Here is an 18,160-nt window from a genome sequence, read left to right as displayed (position 1 = left end):
CGCTTCCGCGCCGCTCACAGCGCCCGGAGGCCGTCGATCACGTCGCGCAGAATACTCTCGTCCGGCAGTTCGGCAGGCGGAATCGGACGGTTGACGTGGACGAACCCGGTGTCGACGAGATCGCCGACCAGCACGCGGACCACGCCGACCGGCAGGTCCAGCCCGGCGGCCAGTTCGGCGACCGTCTGGGGCGTGTCCCGGCACAGGCCGACGATGTCCACGTGTTCCGGGGCGAGCGTCGGGTCGGTTTCCGGGTCGTCGGCGTGGCGTTCGGTGACGACCACCGCGATCAGGTCGAGGCGGTGCTGGGCCGTGCTCGTGGTACGGCCGCGGGTCATGGCGTAGGGGCGGACCACCGGTCCGGCCTCGTCGTCGAACCAGTGGCTGCTTCCCTGCCCGTCGAAGCTCATGTCATCCCACTACCCGCCGGAGGGCAGATCGGTGCGCGGTGCGGCGGCCAGATGTGCGCCGACCCGCTTGACCAGGAGCGTCATCTCGTAGGCGACCTGGCCGACGTCGGAGTCGGCGTCGGCGAGGACGGCCAGGCAGCTGCCGTCGCCGGCCGCCGTGACGAACAGGAACGCCTCGTCGAGTTCCACCACGGTCTGGCGGACGCTGCCCGCCTCGAAGTGCCGGCCCACGCCCTTGGCGAGGCTGTGGAAGCCGGAGGCGACGGCGGCCAGGTGCTCGCTGTCCTCCCGGGTGAGGTCCCGGGACGCCCCGGTGGCCAGGCCGTCGCCGGAGAGGACGACGGCCTTGCGGATGCTGGCGACGCGGTCCACGAGGTCGTCGAGGAGCCAGTTCAGCTGCCCCTTGTCGGTCGCGTCGTGGCCGGTCGTGTGCGGTGCGGTCATCGACCGTCCCCCTCAGTCGTCGCGTCTGGTGCTGGTCCGCCGTGGTCCTGGTCGTCGGCGGCGTTCTCGGCGCGGCCGCGCTGCCAGCCCCGCTGGAGCGAGGCCATGCGGCTGCGTACTTCGTCCGCGTCCCGCTCGGCGGGTGGTGCGGTGTTCCCGGCGGGCCGTTCCGCGTCGCGTCGAAGCTGCGGGGCGAGACTGGCCTGCCGGACGCGGCGGGGCAGCGCTCCGCCGCGTCCTTCGGGTGCTCGGGGTGATGCGGTCCCGGGGGTGCCTGCGGGGCCCTCGGGTCCTCCGGATCCTCCGGGTGGGTCGGGTGCGTCGGGTCCGGTGGGGGCCGTGGGGGTCTCGCCGCCCGGCTGCGGGCGGGCCGCCGGCGTGCCGCCCTGCGCCTTCCCCGGCCGGGCGGTGGCGCCGCGGGCGCGCCGGGGAAGACCGGAGAGCGTCCGGGCGCCGTCGTCGCGGTCCGGCGGTGTGCGGGGCGGTTCGTCGTCCGTCCGGGCGCCCCGCTCCCGGCCCGACTCGCCGGCGGCGCGGCGGGAGCCGCCCCGGCGCCGGGCGGGCAGGGCCGGCAGCGGGGACCGCTCGGCGTCGCCCGGCCCGGTGTCGCCGCGTCCGGACTCCCTCGGTCCTTCCGCCGGTCCTTCCGCCCGCGTGCCGATGGCGGGACGCGGGGTGCGGCGCCGGCTGGGCAGCGGGGTGGCGGGCTCCGGGTACGGCCGGCCGGAGGCGGGCCCGGCCGCGTCGTCGTCGCGCCGCCGCTCCGCGAGAGAGGGGAGCCCGTCCCGCTCGGGGCGGGAGGCGGGGGCGGGGCCGCCGCGGCCCGCCCGTTCCCGGCGGGCGCGCTGGTCACCGACCGGCCGGCCGTGCGAACTCACCAGCTTGGGGCTGGTCCGGCGCATCAGCGGGACGGGGGCGCTCACCCGGTCGTCCTCGGTGTCCTCCGGGCCGGGGACCACCGAACGCTCCTGGCGCTCCTGGCGTTCCGGCTGCGGCTCGCGCCGGCCGTCGGCACGCTCGTCCCCGCTGCGGCCCGGGGACCGGCGCGGGCGGAACAGCCCGCCGTGCTCGCCGTCCTCGTCCAGTGCCCCGGGGAAGCCGTCGAGGGGGTCCAGCGTTCCGGCGGCCTCCAGGCCGACGGGCGCCTCCAGTTCGACCGGGCCGTCGAGCAGGCCCGCGGGCAGTCCGGGCAGGGCCACGGGCCTCTGCGACAGGGCGGCGCGACGGCTCCTCGCGTCCTCGTCGTCCCGGCCGTCCCGCGGGTCCTTGGCGCGCTGCGGGCGGTCGAGCCGGAAGCCGACGCCGTTGGTGTCGGGGACGTCGTCCGTGAGCAGCGCGTCCGGGATGAACACGACGGCGGTGGTGCCGCCGTACGGGGAGGGCTGCAGCGACACCCGGACGTTCTGCCGCTGGGCGAGGCGGCTGACCACGAACAGGCCGAGCCGGTCGGTGTCGGAGAGTTCGAACTCGGGGGTCTCGGCGAGCCGGAGGTTGGCGTCCAGCAGCGCCTCGGCCGCCATCCCGAGGCCGCGGTCGTGGATCTCCAGCGTGAAGCCGTTGGCGACGCGCTCGCCGAGGACCTGCACCGCGGTGTGCGGCGGCGAGAACACCGTGGCGTTCTCCATGAGTTCGGCCACGAGGTGGGTGAGGTCGGTGACGGCGGGGCCGGTGACGGCCACGCGCGGCAGCCGGCGCACCTCGATGCGTTCGTAGTCCTCCACCTCGGCGACGGCGGCCCGCACGATGTCCATGAGCTGGACCGGCTTGCGCCACTGCCTGGAGGGCGCCGCACCGGAGAGGATCACCAGTCCCTCGGCGTGGCGGCGCATCCGGGTGGTGAGGTGGTCCAGGCGGAACAGGTCGGCCAGTTCGTCGGTGTCCTCGGTCCTGCGCTCCATGGTGTCCAGCAGGGTGAGCTGCTTGTGCAGCAGGACCTGGCTGCGCCGGGCGAGGTTGACGAAGACCTCGGAGACACCGGCGCGCAGTTCGGCCTGCTTCACGGCGGCCTCGACGGCGGCCCGGTGGAGGGTGTTGAGCGCCTGGCCGACCTCGCCGATCTCGTTCCTGTCGTACTCCAGGCGCGGCACCTCGGTCTCGACGTCGACCTGTTCGCCGGCGGAGAGGCGGCGCATCACACCGGGCAGCCGCACCCCGGACGCCTCGTGGGCCTCCAGCCGGAGTTGCCGCAGGTCGCGGATGAGGCCGCGGCCGACGCGCACGGAGAGGAAGAGGGACAGCAACAGGGCCAGCAGACCCAGCACGCCGGCGACGACGGCCTGGGTGATGACCTCCATCGCGACGGGCCGGACGCGGTCCTGGTAGCGGTCGGTGGCCTGGTCGTTGAGGGAGCCGAGCTCCTCCAGCACGGTGCCCGCCGCGGTGTCCCAGCTCTTGGCGGTGATTCCGCGGGGCGGGCCGGTGCCGGAGGCGACGGCGGCCTCCTCCCCGACGCGCAGCGGGGCGGACGAGGCGTTCTTCCAGAAGCTCTCGTAGCGGTCGCGCTCGGCGGTCGGCAGCTGCGGCAGGCTCGCCTCGTACAGCAGCGTGCGCTGGGCGACGAGGTCGGAGACGTCGCGCACTTCGGCGCGGGAGAGCCGGCCCACGACGAGGGCGGACCCGAGCAGGGCGTCCTCCCGGGAGAGCAGTTCACGGGCCCGGGCCAGGTTCACCAGGGCCCGGTACTGCTTGTCCAGGTTCACGTCCTCGACCACGTGGAGGTTGGCGAGCAGGACGTAGCAGGGGTCGACGAGCCGGTTGTACAGGTCGAGCGCCTGGGCGCGGTCGACGGTACCGTCCTCCACGCTGCGCCGCAGCGACTCAAGGCCGTCGAAGGCGTCGAGGACCGCGCTGAGGTTCCCGCCGTCCTCCCCCATCGCCTCGCGCACCTCGTCCTTCGCCGCGTTGGCGCGCACGCTGCTGACGGCCCGGTCGGTGGCCGCCCGGCTCCTGCGCAGGGCGGCGAGTCCGTCGGAGGCGCGGGGGTCGGCGAGGTGGACGAGTGTCTGGCGGCGCTCCTGTTGCAGGACGCGAACGGTGTCCTCCACGGGGTAGCCGACTTCCTCCATCACCGAGGAGACGTCGAAGAGGCGGCTCGCCTCCCGCCCCGTGAGCACCGTGGCGAAGGCCCAGATGGTGGTCAGGGACAACAGCGGCACGAGGAGCAGCGCCACGATCTTCCGGCGGATGGACTTCCCGCGAAAGCGCATGGCCTCCCCCAGCTCGGCCCCCGTCCGGACCGGGGGCGCACAGGTGCGTCAACAAACGGCGCGAGCCTACTACCGAGGCGCGGCCAACTCGAAGACCCGTCCGGTGGCCGAACGTCCGAAGTGTCGCTGCGCGACGGGGAGGTGTCCGGGCATTGCGGGCGTTTGCCGCCCCGGACTCCCGGGTGGGTGCGGGCGGTGGCCGCCGGACGCTCCGGGGTGCGTACGGGCGGCGGCCGCCCGGCCGTTCCGGCGCGTGCGGGGGCGGTGGCCGCCCGGCCGTGCGGGTGTGCCGCCCCGCGGGCGCGCGCGGTCCTGGCCAGTGCCGCGGGTGGGTCATCCCGGCCCGATCGCCCAGGTGTTGGCTGAATTCCGCCTCGCCGGGAATCTTTGTGACGTTCCGTTCGTCCTCCTCAGTGGGACATGGGGGCGGAAGCGGCCACAGGAGCCGCGTCCCGCACCTGGGGGCGTAAAACAGCGCAAGCCGGGCAGTCACGGGAAGTACGGGTCCGCGGATCCGGCAGCGGACTGGCGGCGGTGGGGAGTGACGACGGTGATGGGCACGGCGGAGCGGCGCGAGGCGCCGGAGGAGGGCGGGGCGGTCCAGGTGATGACCCGTACGGAGGCGGACGCGCCCGAGGAGGGTGCGCACGGCCGCGAGCGGGTCCCGGCCGGCGGAAGCGGCCGTCCGGGGGCTGCCCGCGAGGAGCCGGTGCCGCCGGTGCGGACCGCACGGCCGGACCGGGTCCGCGAGCCGGACGGGGACGCGGCGGCGGAGCACGGCCCCGCACCGGCGGAGCCCGAACCGGCCAGGTTCTCCCGGCCCCTGTGGGTCGAGGAGCCCGCACGCCGGCGCCGGCTGCCCGATCCGGTCCGGACGGCGGCCGTTCGGGCGGTGCTGGTCATCGCGGTGACGCTGATCCAGGCCATGGTGGCCTTCCTGTGCACCCTGGCCGGCTCGTGGCTGGCGTTCCCGATGGTGATCAGCAGCGTGGTCAGCACGATCCTGGCCACCTGGGGGGTGCTCGACGTCTGGGTCACCCGACAGGTCTGGAACCAGCGTCACGGCGTGGTGTCCGTGCCCAGCAGCACCGCCCGGGCGCTGCGCCGGGAGCGCCGCCGGGCCCGGCGCGAGGCACGGTCCGCGCAGCGGGCCCAGGCGCGCATACGCCGCCGGGGCGGCACCGGGCAGCTGTCCCACCCCTGAGCGTCCGCATGGGGGCGGGCCCGCGGGGCCGGGTCTGCGGACCCGACCGCTCGCCCGCCCCTCTGCGCTACACCGGGGACATCCCGCCACTACTCCTCCGATAATCTGCTGGTTCGCATCGCGCGCCTTCCGTGCGCCGTGCGCAACGACAACCCGGTGGAATGGGGGCGGGACAGGGATTCCGCGCCGTGCGGCCGCCCTCGCCGGGCCGCCCGGCGGCAGGAGTTTTTCAGCCATGATCCCGACGCGTGAGCAGGTCCGTCGCGACGAGGCCCACAGGCACGGCACCGGTCCGATGGCGCAGACCCCGGACGCCGCGACCCTCTCCGGCGGTCCGACGGAGCCGACCGGTCCGACGGGTTCGACCGCCTCGGCCGGTGCGGCGGATACGGCGGATGAGGCGGATGCGGCCGCGTCGGCCCGGGCGGGCGGCTCGGCGAGTGCGGTGCAGTCGGTGGACCGCGCGGTGACCGTGCTGGAGATCCTCGCGCGGCACGGTGAGGCGGGCGTGACCGAGATCGCCGCCGAGGTCGGTGTGCACAAGTCGACGGCGTCCCGGCTGATCGGTGTCCTGGAGAACCGCGGCCTGGTGAGCCAGAGTCACGGCCGGGGCAAGTACCGCCTGGGGGCCGGCGTGCTGCGCCTCGCGGGCGCGGCGGCCGTCCGGATGGACATCTCGCAGGAGGGCGTCCCGGTGTGCCGGGAACTGGCCGACGAGCTGTGCGAGACCGTGAACCTGGCGGTGCTGGACGACGACGCCGCCGTCAACATCATGCAGGCCCGCGGCACGGCGGCCGTGACCGCGCAGAACTGGCTCGGCCGGCGCACCCCGCTGCACGCCACGTCCAGCGGCAAGGTACTGCTCGCCCACCTTCCGGCCACCCTGCGGGAGGGGCTGCTGGCCCGTCCGATGCAACGGTTCACCGAGCGCACGGTCACCGGGGCCGCCGCACTGCGGCGCGAGGTGGACGCGGTGGTGGAGGAGGGCTACGCGTCCACTCTCGAGGAGCTCGAACTCGGTCTCGCGGCCGTGGCCGCGCCGGTCCGGTCGCACGAGGGCAAGGTCATCGCCGCACTGAGCGTCTCCGGACCGGTCTACCGGCTGACCCCCGAGCGCCTGCCCACGCTGGGACGGCGGACGGCCGACGCGGCGGACGGCCTGTCCCGGCGGATGGGCTACGGCTTCTGACGTCGCGTCAGGTCTCATGTCGTCAGGCCTGCGGCGGGCACCGGGTGGGGCGCACCTCAGCGGCGAGGCGGGCGACGGGGGCGCGCTGGGTGCGCTGAGCCCCACCGCACCGCGGCCAGCCCGGCGGCCCCACGGTTCGGGCATGACGGCCCGCTGGCACGGCGGTCCGCACATGACGGCCCGCTGGTACGCGAGGCGCGGACGGCGCGGCCCGACGGTTCGGGCGTGGCCGGTCCGGCGTGACCGTGCCGACGGGGCCGGCCCGGCGGTCGGGCGCACGTGACCGTGCCGGGCTACCGGTGGGACGCGCAGCAGTGACGGTGCCGGCGCAACCGGTAAGGCTGTACGAGCGTGACGGTGCCGGTGTGACCGGCAGGGCCCACCGACCGTCCGCCCGGGCACGCCTGCCGACCGTCCGCCCGGGCGCCCGGCACCCGTTCGGTGTCACGCCCCGGCCTCCGCCGACGGGTCAGCCCTCGGTGCGGACCGCGGCCGCGGCAGGAGCCGGGCCCTGCCGCTGCTCCCGCACCACAGCGTTCCGGTCCGGCACCTCTCCCCCGCCGGCTGTCCCCCGGTCCTGTTCCTCTTCCTCCTCCTGCCCCCGCCCGGGCCCCTGGCCGTGGTCGTCGTCCCGGCCCGGTGCCGCCGTCGGGCGCTTGAACATGCGGGTCGCCGTGATCTCGCTGTGCACCGCCTCCTGCCCCGGGTCCTGCTGGGGGAGGCCGGGCCGCAGGTGCTCCTCGACGCTGATGTACTTCAGGCCGGCCCGCAGGTCGGCGTCGTTGCGCAGTCGGATGACCAGCGGGAACTCGGCGAGCGCCGTGGTGTCGAACAGGCCGGTGGTGTAGAGGAGCTGCACGCCCAGCGCGTCCGCGACGGCCCGCTGGAGTTCGAGCAGGTAGGTGGCGTTGGCCCGGCCGATGGGGTTGTCCAGGAACAGGGTGCCCGCGTGCCGGTGCCGGTCCCGGCCCCGGTCGTTGGAGCGCAGGGCGGCCATCGTGCAGTACAGGGCGATGGCCGCGGTGAGCAGCTGACCGCCGGAGAACACGTCGCCCATCTGTCCCACGGGGACACGCTCGGCGCGCAGCACGGCGTCCGGCTTGAGGATCTCGACGGAGACGCCCTTCGGCCGGAGCGCGGCCGCGACACCGCGCAGCAGCAGGGACATGCCGTCGCGCCGCAGGTCGGAGTTCTTGCGCACGGCGGCGCGGGTGGCCTCGTCGACGACCTCGCCCAGCCGTTCGGTGAGGGTGGCCTGGTCCGGCTCCTCGAAGCGGATGCGGAGGAACTCCTGTCCCGACCACTCACCGAGCCCCTCGGGCAGCCGGGAGAGCCGCTGCGCCGACCGCAGGGTGGCGAGGGCCGACTCGACCAGCCCGCGCAGCCGGTCCACGATCGAGTCGCGGTTGCGCTCCAGCTGTTCGAGCTCGTCGGTGAGCACGCGCAGCCGGGGGGCGAAGGCGTCCGCCCACTTCTGGGCGTGCTCGGGCAGCGCGGAGGCGGGCAGTTCGCGGATCTGCTGCCGTGCGGGGGTGCGAACCTGCTCGTAACGGGTGGAGTTGGCGTGCCGGACGAGGACGTCGCTCGCCTCACGCACGGCCGCCTCCGCGGCGGTCAGGTCGGCGGCGCAGCCGCGCAGGGAGCGGCGCGCCTCGGCGGCGGCCTGCCGCGCCTCCTCGGGGGTGCCCGGGTAGGGCTCGGGCTCGTCGGCTTCCTCGTCGGGGGTGTGCTCCCGCAGCAGGTCGCGGAGCAGGGCGGCGATCTCGTCGAAGCCGCCGGCCGCGTCCTCGGCGGCGCGGTGGGCGTCGAGGAGTTCGGCGTGGGCCTCCCGAGCCTGGTCCAACGCCTCGGTGCGCGAGGCGAGTTCGGCGGTGGCGGTGCGCAGCAGGGCCTGGGCGTGCTCGGCGTCGCCGGGGGTCAGGTCCTCGGGGAGCGCGGTGTGTTCCCCGCCGTCGTCGGGGGCGAGCCGCTCGGCCTCGCCGCGCAGACGGCCGAGCTGCTCGCTCGCCGCCGACATACGGGTCTCCAGCAGCTGCACGAGTTCCTCGGCACGGGCGGCGGCGGCCTGCCGGCTGGGGCCGTCGGAGCCGTCGGGCGACTGGAGCAGTTGCCCGGCCCGGTTGCGGACCTTGTTGCTGAGGCGGTCGAGTTCCGCTCGGGCAGCGCTCTCGTCGCTCTCCGCCCGTGCCTGTTCGGCGCGCAGGTCGGCGCCGACGCCGACCTTCTCGTACACCTGGGAGGCGGCCCGGTAGGCCTCGCGCAGCGCCGGCAGGGACGCCTGCGGCGGCGTGTCCCGGGGGCTCCGCGGGGCCCGGTCGTCCTGTGCGGGGTCGGCGGAGGGTCCGTCGGCGCCGTCCGCCGTCCCGTCGGGCAGCTCGTCGGACACGTCGTCGGATGCCCCGGCGATCTCGGCGCGTTCGGCGCGCAGGGCGCGCGCGGTGCGGCGGGCGTCGTCCGCGGCCCGCTGTGCCGCGCGCCGGTCCTCGTCGGCGGCCCGGGCGCGCTCCAGGCAGGTGTGGGCGCGGGCCTCGGCCTCGGCGGCGTCGTCGGCCAGTTCCCGGAGCTTCGCCTGCCAGCCGGCCCGTTCGCGCAGCCGGAAGGCGAGGCCGGCCAGGGCGTCGGCGGCGCGGCGGGCCTTCTGGGCGGCCTCCTGCCGTTCGTCACGCACCCGGGCGGCCTCGGTGGCGGCCTCCTCGGCCTCCGCGCGCACGGTACGGGCCTCGGTGAGCTCCGCCTCGGCCTCCGCGGCGAACGTCCGGGCCTCGTCGGCCGCCCGGGCGAGTTCGGCGAGCCGGCCGGCCGGGCAGCCGCTGCGCCAGGAGGCGAGGCGTGCCGCGAGCTCGCGGTCCTTGGCGAGCCGTGCGGCGAGGGCCCGGATCTCCTCGTCGCGTTCGGCGGCCCGGGCGCGCAGCGCCTGCCGTTCCTCGTCGGCGGCGTGCTCGTCGTGCATGGCCGGGTTGGGCGGCACGAGGAAGACGTCCCCGGTGTCCGTGCCGGGCGCCGGGGCCGGGGCGAGCAGGGCGGCCGCCGTGCCGACGGCGACGGCGGAGCGGGGCAGCAGGGCGGCGTCGCCGAGGACTTCGCGGGCGCGGGCGTGCGAGCCGGGGTCGGTGATGACGACGCCGTCCACCAGCTCGGGCCGGGCGGCCAGGACCCGCGCGTGGTCGGTGGGGTCGACGGCCTGGGCGAGGTAGCGCCAGCCGGGCAGGGCGGGGATGCCGTGTTCGCCGAGGAACTCCACGGTGGCCAGGACGTCCGGGCCGGGTGGCAGCAGGCCACCGTCGCCGAGGGCGCCGAGGATGCGGGCGTCGTCGGCGGCGGCGGTCCGCAGCTCGAACAGCTGCCGCTCGGCGGAGGAGACGGTGTCGTCGAGGAGAGCGCGCAGCTCGTCGGCGAAGCGGTCCAGCTCCTCGGCGGTGAGGGTGCCCTCGGCCGGGGCGGCGTGGGCGGTGGTGTCGGCGTCGGTGTCGTGCCGCGGGCGCGGGACCGGGGGCCGGGCGGTGCCGCCGGTGAGGCCCAGCAGTTCGGCGGCCCGTTCCTCGGCGGCCAGGGCGGCGGCGGTGCGGCGTTCGGCCTCGTGGGCCCGCTCGGCCGCGGTGGCGGCGTCGGCCGCACGGGCCGCGGTGAGTTCGGCGCGGGCCTCGGCGGCCGCGGCCTCGCGGGCGTGCTCGCCGGCCCGGCGGGCCGCCTCGCGGGCGGTGTCCCATGCCTCGACGGCGGTCTTCTCGGCGTCGCTGGCCGCGAGGGCGGCGCGGGCGGGGTCGGCGTCGGGTGCGCTGTCGTCGAGCCAGCCCGCCCGGACGGCCTCGGCGGTCTCCTGCTCGACCTCGGCCAGGCGCTGCTTGAGGTGCCCGAGTTCGCTGCGGGCGCGCTGTGCCTCGGTGGCGGCGGCGGTGGAGTCGCGGTGGGCGGTGTCGCCGGCCTCCTGGAGCGCGGCGGACCGCTCGTCGCCCTCGTTGGCGAGCTGCTCGGCGTCGCGCGCGGCCGCGTGCAGGGCGCGGACGAGGTCCACGGCGGCCCGGGTGCGGGCGGCGAGGGCCGGGGCCGCGTCCCGCTCGGCCTCCTGGATCGCGGCGGACACCCTGGCCACCCGGTCGGCGGCGGCGCGGTGCCTGAGCACCGCCTCGGCGGCCTGCCAGGCGGCGTGCAGGGTGCGGGCGTCGGCGAGTTCGCGCTTCTGCGCGGCGGCCGACTTCTCGGCGGCGGCGAGGGCCAGGGAGGCGTGCCGGTAGGCGAGTTCGGCGGCGATCAGCGCACTGTGCTCCCGGGCCGTTCCCGCTTCGGTGACGGTGTGGGCGGCGGCGGTGACCCGGTGGGCCAGGTCGGCGGCCCGCAGGCGTTCGCGGGCGCCGCGGGCGGAGAGGCGGCGGGCGAGGGTGCGGGTGCGGCGCTCGGCGGCGGTGTGGATCTCGCGGGCGCGGGCGCGGGCGTCGGCGGCCTCGACGATCCGGCCGAGCAGGTCGACGGACCCCGCCGTGAAGTCCCGTTCGGCGATGAGTTCGGCGCGCCGGCCGAGCTTGTTGCCGAATCCGCCGACGAGGTCGGCGAGTCCGTCGGTGTCCCGGGTGTCGGTGACGGCGCGCAGCAGCAGGTCGGTGAAGTCGGAGTCCTTCTTGACCGCGAAGAGTCCGGCGGCCTCGCCCTCGTCGGCGTTCATCTCCCGCTGGTAGCGGAAGAGTTCGGGGTCGAGACCGAGGTCGCCGAGGTGTTCGGTCCAGCGCTCGTGGATCTCCTCCCAGTGCACCTCCAGGTGCGGGTAGGTCTTTCCGGCCTCGGTGAGGGCGTCCCGGAAGCCCTTCATGGTGCGGCGCCGGCCGCGCGCGCCCGACTGCCCCTCCACGGGCGGCCGTACGGCGGTGGCTTCGGCGACGGGGAGGTTGTCGAGGCTCAGCCCGGGGCCGGGCCGGAAGGAGTACCAGGCTTCGGCGAACTTGCGCGGGTCGTTGGAGACCTGGCGGCCGCGCCATTCGCTGACCTTGCCGACGACGACGCATTCACCGGTCTGCACGTGCTGCCACTCCAGGGCCACGTGACCGCAGTCGTCGGCGAGCAGGAACTTGCGCAGCACGCCGGAGCTGGCGCCGCCGAGGGTGTTGCGGTGGCCGGGGAGCATCACCGAGAAGATCAGCTTGAGCAGGACGGACTTGCCGCCGCCGTTCTCCAGGAAGAGCACTCCGGCGGGCGCGGGCCGGCGGGGCGGGCCGACGGGCTCCTCCTCGAAGAACTCCGCCTGCGTGGGGGCGGGGCGGGGCACGGTGCCGCCGACGCCGCGCAGGTCAAGCACGGTGTCGGCGTAGCGCGCACCGGCGGGTCCGATGGAGTAGAGGCGGACCCGGGACAGCTCGTACATGGCGGACTCTCGTGAGGCGTCGTGAGTGGGGGGCGGTCGGTCAGGCGGTCGGGCGGTCAGGCGGTCAGGCGGAGTGGAACGGCAGGCCCGCGTCGGCCACGGGGTCCAGGTCGTCGCCGTCCTCGGCGGGCAGCAGGGTGGGGGTGCCGTCGGTGACCGGGACGACGCCCAGCTCCAGCAGTTCGGCGAGGGCGGCGCTGCCGGCCATGTCGCGCACCTGGAGCTGGTAGCGGGCCGTGGTGCGGTACGTGCCGCCGCCGTCGTCGCCGGTGCGCTGCAGGAAGCCGGAGTCGGTGAGGAAGGTGACGGCCTTGGCGACGATGCCGGTGGTGGAGCCGGCCAGCCGGCGGGCGTCCTTGGTGGCGCCGGTCGCGCTGCGCCGGGCCCACACCCGCCAGGCGGCCTCCAGGCCGGGCGCGTCGCTGGCGGGGTCGGTGATCTCGCCCTGCTCGGCGGCCCGTTCCTCGAGCCGGCGGCAGGCCTGGCGGACGAAGGCGTCCACGCCGTTGACCGTGACCCGCCCGATGTAGCCGTCGTCGGCGAGGTCCTCGGGGCGGGGGAAGGCGAGGGCCGCGACGGCGAGGTGGGCCAGTCCGTGCAGGAACCGGTCGCCGCCGTCGGCGGAGGTGCGTCGCGCGTAGTCGCCCATGCGGACGGCGAACACCGAGTCCTCGGCCGCGGTCACCGCCATGCCCGCGCGGGGCGACACCTCCAGCACGACCAGGCCGAGGCCGGTGGCCACGGCATCGGCGAGCCGCGCGAACGGCGGGTCCTCGCGGTAGCGGCGCAGCAGGTCCGCGTACTCCTGGTCGCGGGCGGGCTGCAGCTTGGGCTGGAGGCCGAAGGCGACGAGCCGCGCCGCGTCGGCGGCGTCGGCGGGCGTGACGGCGCCGCCGGCGGCCACCGCACCGGTCTCGGTGTCGCTCCACTCGGCATGCTCGGTCACGGTCGGGGCTCCTCGGTGTGGATGTGGGGGTCGCTGCGGTGGGGGGAGCCGGCGCGGCCGGGGCGCCCGACGGGGGCGCGGCCGGTCCGCGACGGCCCGCGGGACGACGGCAGGAGGCGGGGCGGCCTCGGGGACGGCGGCAGGAGGCGGGGCCGCCCGGAAGCCGGCAGCGGGTGGCGGTCCGGCCCCGCGGGCGGCGGCTGGGACCGGGTCCGCCCTGGAGGTGCCGGCCGGAGCCGGGCCGGCGGGGTGCGGTTCACGCGGCCTCCGTCCGGTCCGCCGCCATGCCCGCCGCGTCCAGCAGCGCGGTCCCGACGATGAGGTCGGCGCCGCCGAACTCGGGGTCGTCGAGTTCGGTGCCGTCGTCGACGGCGAACAGCAGGGTCCGCTCGCCCTGCCGGTAGGCGGTGCCGACCGGCGGGCTGGCGGCGTGGACGGCCAGCAGGGCGACCAGATAGGGCAGTTCGGGGTCCTGGCGGCGGGCGTCGGCGAGCAGTCCGGAGAGTCTGCGGGGTGCGTCGGCGGGCAGGTCCAGCAGCGCGGTCGCGGCGGCCAGCTGTTCCTCGCTGAAGCGGCTGTCGTCCGGGGTGGCGATCAGGTCGGGCTCCGGCATCTCGGCGCCCAGGTGTTCCCGCTCCACGGGCGGTGTCAGCAGGATGTCCACGAGGTCGACGAGGCGGACCGACACGGGAGTGCGCAGTCCGGTCCCGTGGGAGAAGAAGGCGTCGGTGACCCGGGCCGCCCGCTCCACGGGCAGCGGGAGCAGCGGGGACAGCAGGTGTCCGTACAGGTCGGTGCCCGAGGTGGCGGTGGGCGTGGCGAAGGCCTGCCGGTCCTGTTCGGCACGGAACAGGGGGCCGGCCTCCAGCAGCCGGGACTGCAGCTGCGTGTGGCGCCGGATGCAGTCCTTGACGATGTCGACCAGTTCGGCGGCGCGCCGCTTGTGCTCGGGGTCCTCCGACTCGTCGCGGGCCTTGCGGATGTTGGTGAGGATGGCGTTCTCGTGGCGGTACCGGTCCGCCACGTGGTCCAGGGCCTCCGCGATCATGTCCGGCACGGCGCTCAGCCAGTCGACCGCGCGGACGTTGCGCCGGGTGGCGTCCAGGGCCCTGCGCAGCGTCTCGCTGTACTGCACGGTCCGGTAACGGGCCTGCTCGGCGGCCAGTTGGGCGTCGGCGAGCCGGCCCCTGCTGATCAGTACCTCCAGTTTGACCTCGGCGGCGATCTGGGCGCTGGTGACGTCGGTGTCCAGGGCGCCGACGAGGACGTTCACCGCCTCGTCCGTGGTCCGCAGGTAGACGGTGCCGCCCGGGCCGGGGACCTCCTCGATCAGCTTGAAGTCGTAGTCCCGGCGGACGTAGGTGCCGTCCGCGCCGAACACCCCGTACACCGCGCGGAAGCCGCGGTCGACGCTGCCGACGTTGATCAGGTTCTCCAGGACCCAGCCCGCCACCCGCTCGTGTTCCGCGGCGGGCCGCTGCGGGGCCTGGGCGGCGATGCGCGGGATCAGCCGGGCCACTATCTGGTCGTGGTCGGCGCCCGTGTCGAAGTCCATGTTCAGGGTGACCAGGTCGATGGCGGCGAGGGCGATCTCCGCCATCCCGTACACCGAGTACTCGCCGGCCAGGTTGGCCTTGCGGGCGTCGAGGTCGTGCAGCGGGGCGGTGCACGCGAGCGCGCGCAGCCGCCGCGCCAGCCCTTCGTCGGCGGCCGGGCCCGGTGCGGGCCGCGGCCCCGCGCTGAGCTGGGGCGGAACGCTGTCCGTCGATGCTGGCGAAGTCACGGTGCACAGACTAGATCCTCGGTCTGACAAGGACCCAAACGAGGCAGATGCGCCCCGGCGTCACGGTTGTCGTGCCACCCGTGCCCCCACCCCGGTCTCCCCCTCCGGGCCGCACGCGGCGCGCCGCGCGGCACAGCCGTTCCGCGCCACCCCGGACGGCCGTCGCGCGTCCTCCGGGGTCCCGGCCCGCCGGCCCCGCGAGCCCGCAGTCCCGTCCGCGGCCCACAGTCCCGTCCGCCCGGCCACCCGTCCGCCCCGCCCCGCAGCGGGCCACCGGCCGACGCGGCCCGCTCCGCCCGCGGCCCCGCTCCACCCGGCTCGGCCGGCCAGGTCCGGTGACCCGGCTCGGCCGGCCGGGATCAGGCGGCCGGTTCAGTCCGCCCGGACGTCCTCCCCGACGCGCCGCCGGTAGACCTCCACCACGCGTTCGAGCGAGTCGTCGAGGTACCCGGCGAGCAACTCCTCGGCGCGTCGGGTCTCCCCCGCGCGCAACGCCTGCAGTATCGCGACATTGCGCGCGATGTACGGTTCGTGCAGTCGCCGCGGCTCGTCCACCACGTGGAAGGCCAGCCGGAGTTCGGCGAAGACGCTGCGCATCAGCTCGTCGGTGCGCTCGCTGCCGGCCAGGGCCACCAGTTCGCTGTGGAAGTGGATATTGGCCGTACCCACTGCTTTCCAGTCACCTTCGCGGGCCGCCGTACGCCCCTCCTGCACCGCCGCGGCGAGCGCGTCGAGCGGGTGGGGAGGGTCGCCGAGCCCGCGCACGACGGCGCACTCGACGAGCCGCCGGGTGCGGTAGATGTCCTCGACGTCCTCGACGGCCAGCACGCGCACGAACACGCCCCGGTTCAACTCGTGGACGAGCAGCCTCTCGTGCGTGAGCAGCCGGAACGCCTCGCGCAGTGTGTTGCGGGACACACCGAGCGCACCGCCGATGCTGTCCTCCGACAGCCGCGTCCCGGGCGGGAAGTAGCCGTCGGCGATCCGGCTCCGGAGGATGTCCGACACCCGCTCCGCGGTACTGGTGCGGCCCAGCAGGGCACGGTCGCCGGCCAGTCCGCTCAGCTGCTCTGCCATGCCCGGAATTCAATCGTATGAGGGAAGGCGAAACAACAGGGGTATTGAAGGATCGTTCAACGATCCTCTACGTTGCTCGGCACGGCGTCGCCCCACGCGTCGCCCCACGCGGCGTCCTGCACCAAGCGGGCGCGTACGACGTCGTCCTCACGGCGTCGTCCCGCACCGGGGCGGCGCGCACGGATGCCGCACGCTTCCGCCCGACCGGCTCATCACCGCCCTCCGCACGCCCTCCTCACCCTGCGAGGTGCTCATGAGCACGACCCCCAAGCCCCGCACCCTGACCGGAAAGCCGCACCCCCTTCCGGCCGAACGCACCCCCGACGACGGGCCGTTCGGCTGGCTGCGCGCCCTGGGACCGCGCGGCCGGCGCGCCTTCGGCGGCGCGTTCGGCGGCTACGCCCTCGACTCCTACGACTACTTCACGCTGCCGCTCACCATGGTCGCGCTGTCGGCCTACTTCGGCCTGAACAGCTCCGAGACCGGGCTGCTCACCACCGTGACCCTCGTGGTCTCCGCCGTGGGCGGCGCCCTCGCCGGCGTCCTGGCGGACCGGATCGGCCGGGTCAAGGCCCTCCTGCTGACGGTGATCACCTACGCGGTCTTCACCGTCGCCTGCGGATTCGCCCCCAACTACGAGACGCTGCTGGTCTTCCGCGCGCTCCAGGGCCTGGGCTTCGGCGGCGAGTGGGCGGTCGGCGCGATCCTGGTCGCCGAGTACGCGAGCGCGAGGCACCGGGGCCGCACGCTGGGCGCGATCCAGAGCTCCTGGGCCGTCGGCTGGGCCCTGGCCGTGGTGGTGTACACGGTCATCTTCTCGCTGCTCGACCCCGACCTGGCCTGGCGGGTCATGTTCTGGACCGGCGCCCTGCCCGCCCTGCTCGTGGTGTGGGTCCGGCGCAGCGTGCAGGACGCGCCCGAGGCGGCCGCCGCGCGGGAACGGAGCCCGCAAAAGGGCTCGTTCGCGGCGATCCTGCGTCCCGGCCGGCCGGGGGCACCGGGGCTGCTGCGCACCACCGTCTTCGCCGTGCTGCTCTCCACGGGCGTCCAGGGCGGGTACTACACCCTGGCCACCTGGGTGCCGACGTACCTGAAGACCGAGCGGGACCTGTCGGTCGTCGGTACCGGCGGCTACCTGACGTTCCTGATCTCGGGCGCGTTCCTCGGGTACCTCACCGGTGGTTACCTGACCGACCGGCTCGGACGGCGGCGCAACATATGGCTGTTCGCCCTGCTGTCGGCCGTCTGCATCCTGGCGTACGCCAACCTGCCGAGCGGCGCGGACACCCTCGTCCTGGTGCTCGGCTTCCCCCTCGGCTTCTGCATGTCGGCGATCTTCAGCGGTTTCGGCTCGTACCTCAGCGAGCTGTACCCCACGGCGGTGCGCGGCACCGGGCAGGGCTTCACCTACAACACCGGGCGCGCGGTGGGCGCGGTCTTCCCGACGACGGTCGGCTTCCTCGCCGACAGCTGGGGCGTGGGCGGCGCGCTGGTCTTCGGCGCCATCGGCTACGGCGTGGCCGCGCTGGCGCTGCTGGGCCTGCCGGAGACGCGCGGGAAGGAGCTGGTGTGAACCGCACCGAGAAGCGGCCGGGCGCGGCGGCCGTCACCCGTCCCGCCGGGCGGCCGGACGCCGGCAGCCCGGCGGGCCGCCGGGGGGACCGCCCGGCGAGCGCCGCGGACGACCGTCCGCTGGTCCTGGCCGACGAACACGCGCGTGACTGGAGCCCCGCGACGGCGCGCGCCCGGGTGCGGGCCGGGCTGTCGGGCCCGACCGCCGGGGTCGCCGCGGGTCACACACAGGCGAACCTGATCGCGGTGCCGGCGGACTGGGCGTACGACATGCTGCTGTTCTGCCAGCGCAACCCCAAGCCGTGTCCGGTGCTGGACGTGACCGACGCGGGGGCCGTCACCACCGTCCTCGCGGACGGCGCGGACCTGCGGACCGACCTGCCCCGGTACCGGGTGTGGGAGCACGGCGAACTCGTCGACGAGCCGGCCGACGTGCGCGCGCACTGGCGCGGCGACCTGGTCTCGTTCCTCATCGGGTGCAGCTTCACCTTCGAGTGGGCCCTCTCGGCGGCCGGTGTGCCCGTCCGGCACGTGGAGCAGGGGCGCAACGTGCCCATGTACGTGACCGACCGGCAGTGCCGTCCGGCCGGCCGGCTGCGCGGCCCGCTGGTGGTCTCCATGCGGCCGGTCCCGCCCCGGCACCTCGCGGCGGCCATCCGGGAGAGCAGCCTGCTGCCGGCGGCGCACGGCGGTCCCGTGCACTGCGGTGACCCCGCCGGTCTGGGCATCGGCGACCTGGCCCGTCCCGACTTCGGCGAGGCGGTGGACGCCGAGGCCGACGACATCCCGGTGTTCTGGGCCTGCGGGGTGACCCCGCAGGCCGCGCTGACGGCCTCGCGCCCGCCGTTCGCCATCACGCACGCGCCGGGCCGCATGTTCGTCACCGACGCCCGCGACGACCGGTACCGGGTGATATGACCCGCCGTCCGGCCGGCCTGCGCTCCCCGCCCCTCCATCCCGGCCCTCTCCCGTCCCCCGC

The 18,160-nt window shown here is 75.7% G+C and carries 11 protein-coding genes; 4 read left to right on the top strand and 7 right to left on the bottom strand.

Features of this window, described 5'->3' with window-relative positions:
- Nucleotides 1-14 precede the first annotated feature (14 nt).
- Genes ACSU53_RS26625 through ACSU53_RS26615 form a run of 3 tightly spaced genes read right to left on the bottom strand, consistent with a single transcriptional unit; the run spans nt 15 to nt 4,060 of the window.
- On the bottom strand, nt 15-410 hold the full coding sequence (locus ACSU53_RS26625) for a DUF742 domain-containing protein (RefSeq protein ID WP_437031723.1): 396 nt from the start codon (nt 408-410) through the stop codon (nt 15-17).
- Between the two features lie 9 nt (nt 411-419).
- Nucleotides 420-854: a roadblock/LC7 domain-containing protein gene (locus ACSU53_RS26620; RefSeq protein ID WP_437031722.1), complete on the bottom strand. Its 435-nt coding sequence runs from the start codon at nt 852-854 to the stop codon at nt 420-422.
- A complete protein-coding gene (locus tag ACSU53_RS26615; protein ID WP_437031719.1) occupies nt 851-4,060 on the bottom strand; it encodes a nitrate- and nitrite sensing domain-containing protein in 3,210 nt (1,069 codons plus the stop codon). The genes ACSU53_RS26620 and ACSU53_RS26615 overlap by 4 nt, the downstream gene beginning before the upstream one ends.
- Nucleotides 4,061-4,613: 553 nt before the next feature.
- Between ACSU53_RS26615 and ACSU53_RS26610 the strand changes: the two genes are divergently transcribed.
- Both ACSU53_RS26610 and ACSU53_RS26605 read left to right on the top strand, forming a co-directional pair.
- Nucleotides 4,614-5,264, top strand: a complete 651-nt coding sequence (locus ACSU53_RS26610; protein ID WP_437033426.1) for a hypothetical protein — start codon at nt 4,614-4,616, stop codon at nt 5,262-5,264.
- Between the two features lie 445 nt (nt 5,265-5,709).
- Nucleotides 5,710-6,453 (top strand): IclR family transcriptional regulator, encoded by a 744-nt coding sequence (locus ACSU53_RS26605; RefSeq protein WP_437033424.1) that lies wholly within the window; start codon nt 5,710-5,712, stop codon nt 6,451-6,453.
- Nucleotides 6,454-6,922: 469 nt separating this feature from the next.
- Here ACSU53_RS26605 and ACSU53_RS26600 read toward each other — a convergent pair whose 3' ends face one another.
- The 4 genes from ACSU53_RS26600 to ACSU53_RS26585 all read right to left on the bottom strand — a co-directional run bounded on the left by ACSU53_RS26600 (nt 6,923) and on the right by ACSU53_RS26585 (nt 15,609).
- Nucleotides 6,923-11,803, bottom strand: coding sequence for a hypothetical protein (locus tag ACSU53_RS26600; RefSeq protein WP_437031717.1), 4,881 nt, complete (start codon nt 11,801-11,803; stop codon nt 6,923-6,925).
- Nucleotides 11,804-11,867: 64 nt separating this feature from the next.
- Nucleotides 11,868-12,749 carry a hypothetical protein gene (locus tag ACSU53_RS26595; protein WP_437031715.1) on the bottom strand — a complete coding sequence of 294 codons (882 nt, stop codon included), beginning with the start codon at nt 12,747-12,749 and terminating at the stop codon, nt 11,868-11,870.
- Nucleotides 12,750-13,005: 256 nt separating this feature from the next.
- On the bottom strand, nt 13,006-14,532 hold the full coding sequence (locus ACSU53_RS26590) for a hypothetical protein (RefSeq protein ID WP_437031713.1): 1,527 nt from the start codon (nt 14,530-14,532) through the stop codon (nt 13,006-13,008).
- A 372-nt stretch (nt 14,533-14,904) separates the two neighbouring features.
- A complete protein-coding gene (locus ACSU53_RS26585) occupies nt 14,905-15,609 on the bottom strand; it encodes a GntR family transcriptional regulator (RefSeq protein ID WP_437031711.1) in 705 nt (234 codons plus the stop codon).
- A gap of 253 nt (nt 15,610-15,862) precedes the next feature.
- Between ACSU53_RS26585 and ACSU53_RS26580 the strand changes: the two genes are divergently transcribed.
- The gene (locus ACSU53_RS26580) at nt 15,863-17,182 is read left to right on the top strand and encodes an MFS transporter (protein WP_437031709.1); all 1,320 of its coding nucleotides are present in this window, start codon (nt 15,863-15,865) and stop codon (nt 17,180-17,182) included.
- 119 nt (nt 17,183-17,301) lie between these two features.
- Entirely contained in the window at nt 17,302-18,099 is a 798-nt protein-coding gene (locus tag ACSU53_RS26575; RefSeq protein WP_437033422.1) for a putative hydro-lyase, read from the top strand.
- Nucleotides 18,100-18,160 lie beyond the last annotated feature (61 nt).

This window comes from Streptomyces sp. enrichment culture, from assembly GCF_964273255.1.
GTDB lineage: Bacteria > Actinomycetota > Actinomycetes > Streptomycetales > Streptomycetaceae > Streptomyces.
Note: the sequence above shows the minus strand (reverse complement) of the source record. Positions and strands in the feature narration are given on the sequence as shown.